At 69.4% G+C, this 3207-nt stretch carries 4 protein-coding genes; 3 read left to right on the forward strand and 1 reads right to left on the reverse strand.

All coding sequences use genetic code 11. The features are described from left to right. Positions 1 to 297 precede the first annotated feature (297 nt). A complete protein-coding gene (locus U9980_RS26130) occupies positions 298 to 1269 on the forward strand; it encodes a TIGR03621 family F420-dependent LLM class oxidoreductase (RefSeq protein ID WP_322753546.1) in 972 nt (323 codons plus the stop codon). Positions 1270 to 1294: 25 nt separating this feature from the next. Here the strand turns inward: U9980_RS26130 and U9980_RS26135 are convergent, their stop codons facing one another. Next, positions 1295 to 1792 (reverse strand): nuclear transport factor 2 family protein, encoded by a 498-nt coding sequence (locus tag U9980_RS26135; RefSeq protein ID WP_322770361.1) that lies wholly within the window; start codon positions 1790 to 1792, stop codon positions 1295 to 1297. Between the two features lie 118 nt (positions 1793 to 1910). Between U9980_RS26135 and U9980_RS26140 the strand changes: the two genes are divergently transcribed. Both U9980_RS26140 and U9980_RS26145 read left to right on the forward strand, forming a co-directional pair. Then, a complete protein-coding gene (locus U9980_RS26140; RefSeq protein WP_322770362.1) occupies positions 1911 to 2432 on the forward strand; it encodes a pyridoxamine 5'-phosphate oxidase family protein in 522 nt (173 codons plus the stop codon). After that, positions 2429 to 3207 (forward strand): sugar phosphate isomerase/epimerase family protein (locus tag U9980_RS26145; RefSeq protein WP_322770363.1); only part of this gene is annotated, 779 nt, incomplete at its 3' end. The genes U9980_RS26140 and U9980_RS26145, both read left to right, overlap by 4 nt.

Below are 3207 nucleotides of genomic sequence, written 5' to 3' on the forward strand. Positions count from 1 at the left end.
ACACCGTCTAATGCGCGGCAGCGTCAGATGTGTATAAGAGACAGGTGCGTCACGGTGCACGGCGCTGCCAAGCGGCCGGTGCCGCCGGACGAAGAACGGCCCGATACCCAGGCGCGCGGCAAACGATCGGGCTGCGGTACGGACGTCGTCGACCGCGTAAGCGATCTGGACTATCCCGGTCAGCTGCGTCACGTGACCTCCTGGCACAGGTGTCCTTGGATCGCTATCGTGCCCCCTATCTATATGTGCCGTAAAGAAACTCCATGGCTTGACCATGTTCCCGAGGAGGGGGTCCGCATGTCGACCCGACGTCCGTTCCGTTTCGCTGCCCAGAGCTACCGGGCGGCTGACGCCCGGGAATGGAAGGACACGGTCCGCCGGGTCGAGGAGCTGGGCTATTCGGCCCTGCACGTCTGCGACCACTACATCGGGGCCGGGCCGGCGATGGATCCCACTGGTCATCGGCCGGTGACGCTCGCGCCGGTGCCGGCCATGGCCGTGGCCGCCGAGGTCAGCTCGGTGCTGCGGATCGGCTGTCGCATGTTCTGCGTGGGTTACCACCAGCCGGTGGTGCTGGCCAAGGAGATCGCGACGCTCGCGGTCCTGGCCGAGGGTCGGATCGAGGCCGGCCTGGGCGCCGGCTGGCTGGAGGCCGAGTACACCGCGATGGGGGTGCCGTTCGACAGCGGGGCGCACCGGGTCGACCTCCTGGCCGAGGTGCTGGAGCTGCTCGACATCTGGTTCGCCGGCAAGGATGTCGCCGTGGACGGTGGCCAGGTGCGGGCAGCGGGCTTCGCCCCGCTACCCGTCCCGAAGCTGCGGCCGCCGCTCATGGTCGGCGGCGGCTCGCCGCGGGTGCTGCGTCTGGCCGGCGAGCGCGCCGACATCGTCAGCATCAACTTCGACAACCGGTCCGGGGTCATCGGACCGGCCAGCATCGCGGGTTCCGGGCCGGAGCAGACCCACCGCAAGCTGGCCTGGGTCCGCCAGGGCGCGGGAGAGCGGTTCGACGACATCGAGCTGGAGACCGCGGCCTACTTCGTCGCGATCGAGGGTGCGGCGGGAACGACCGAGGCCGAGCTGTCGGCCCAGACCGGCCTGGACGCGGCGGGTCTACGCGCGTTCCCGCACGCGTTGGTGGGTTCGGTGGACGAGATCTGCGACCAGCTTGAGCGGCGGCGCGAGGAGTACGGCTTCTCCTATATCACCGTCGGCGACCGGGTGCTCGACTCCTTTGCACCCGTGGTCGCACGGTTGACCGGTCGCTGAGAAACGGATGCGCTGAGAAACGGATTCAGGGGTGCAGGACACCGCGGTTACCGTCGGTCCACATGCGGGTGAGTTCCCGGCGGGTGAAGCGCCAGCCCTCGGGCGTGCGGCGCAGCTGGTCGTCATAGCGCGCGCCGATGGTGTAGAGCTCGCCGCCCGGCACGCCGTGCCGCACGTGCTGGGCGTGGACGTAGGCGGTGTGCTCGGCGGTGTCGCCGTGCACTCGCACCACCGAGTTGGTGACCTGATGCTGGGTGGCGTCGAGCGGTTCGAGCACGGCCCGCAGCGACTTGATGATCGCGTTCTGGCCGGTCAGGTCGCCGACGGACCCGCCATAGGTGCACACCGCGTCGTCGGTGAACAGGCCATCCAGGGCTGCCCAGGTCCTGGTGTCCAGAGCGGTGGCATAGGCCGCCACCACGTCGAGGATGGCGACCCGGTCGGCGAGTTCGGCGAGTTCGGCGAGTTCGGCGAGTTCGGCGAGCTGTCGGGCGAGCGCTGCTGGTACGGGGGCTGTTGTCATGGTGCTGGACCGTACCGCCGGTCGGCATTGTTTGTCATGGGTGACTACAGAAAGTCCATCCAGAACGTTCATCCAGATAAGATCTTTTCCGATGAAAGCGATGAATGCGAGGACGCCGATGGTGACACCGCCGGTACGGGGCTGGGAGGACCTCTCCGCTTTCACGCTCGACGACGACGGCGAGGCGGAGCTGCTCGCGCAACAGACGGAGTGCACCGTGGTCTGGGTGAACGCGACGGGGCATCCTCTCGGCGCGGTGGTCAACTACATGTTCCGTCGGGGTCGTTTCTGGGTGACGGCCACGGACTGGCGGCCACGGGTCGCAGCGATGCGCCGTGACAACCGGGTGTCCGTCGTGGTGAGTAGCAAGGGCTCCGGCATCCCGGCGCGGCGCTCGCTGACCTACCGGGGGCTGGCCGTCGTCCACGACGACCGTGCGACCAAGGACTGGTTTCTGCCGGAGTTCGCCGCGGCGATGCGACCCGGTGATCCGGCCAAGCAGGCGGAGTTCGCCCGCTTGCTCGATTCGACGGCCCGGGTGATCATCGAGGTCGTTCCGCAGCGGCGTACCGGCTTCGACGGGGCGAAGATGTGGGCCACCGCACCGCCGGCGGCAGCCGAGGACCTGGGCGCCCAGTGAGCGCGGGTCTGGACGCAGCCGCGCCGGACGATCTCGGCGGTGTGACGCTGGCGTTTCACACCCTGGCGCCGCTGGAGCCACTGCGACGCGCTCAGGTGGCCCGCGCCGCCGGCTTCACCTCCATCGGCCTGAGCCTGAGCTGGTTGCGCGACTGGCTGGCGGCCGGGCACAGCCTGGCCGAACTGGAGGATCTGTGTGCCGAGGCCGGTGTCGTCGTGGGGGAGCTGGAGGCGTTGCGGCCGTTTGGCGCAGCGCCCGACGCGGCCGAGGACCTCTGTTGGAGCGCCGCGGACCGGCTACGGGTTCCCTACGTCGGCGCTCTCGGTTCCTATGAAGGCGGTCTGGATGAGGCTGCGGCTCAGTTCGCCGCCCTCTGCGACCGGGCGGCGGGCGTGGGTGGGGGTGGCGGTGTCGTGGTCGGCATCGAGTTCCTGCCGTTCACCAATCTGCCCGACGCGGCCACGGCGGCGTCGGTCGTGCGCGCCGCCGGTCGCGCCAACGGCGGGATCTGCGTGGATGTCTGGCATGTCTACCGCGGCGGCCAGACCCTGGACGATCTCACCGCCGGTATCTGGCCGTCCGTGGTGCGGGTGCAGCTGTCCGACGGACCGCTGGTGGCCGAGGACGACGACCTGTTGGCCGACTGCCTGGCCAACCGGCGGCTGCTCGGTGACGGCGAGTTCGACCTGGCCGGTGTGCTGACTGCCGCGACCCGGTACTGCCCGAACGCGGGTATGTCGATCGAGGTCCTGTCCAACCGCCTGCGTGCGCAGCC

This window comes from Protofrankia sp. Cr1, from assembly GCF_963555865.1.
In the GTDB taxonomy this organism is placed as follows: domain Bacteria; phylum Actinomycetota; class Actinomycetes; order Frankiales; family Frankiaceae; genus Protofrankia.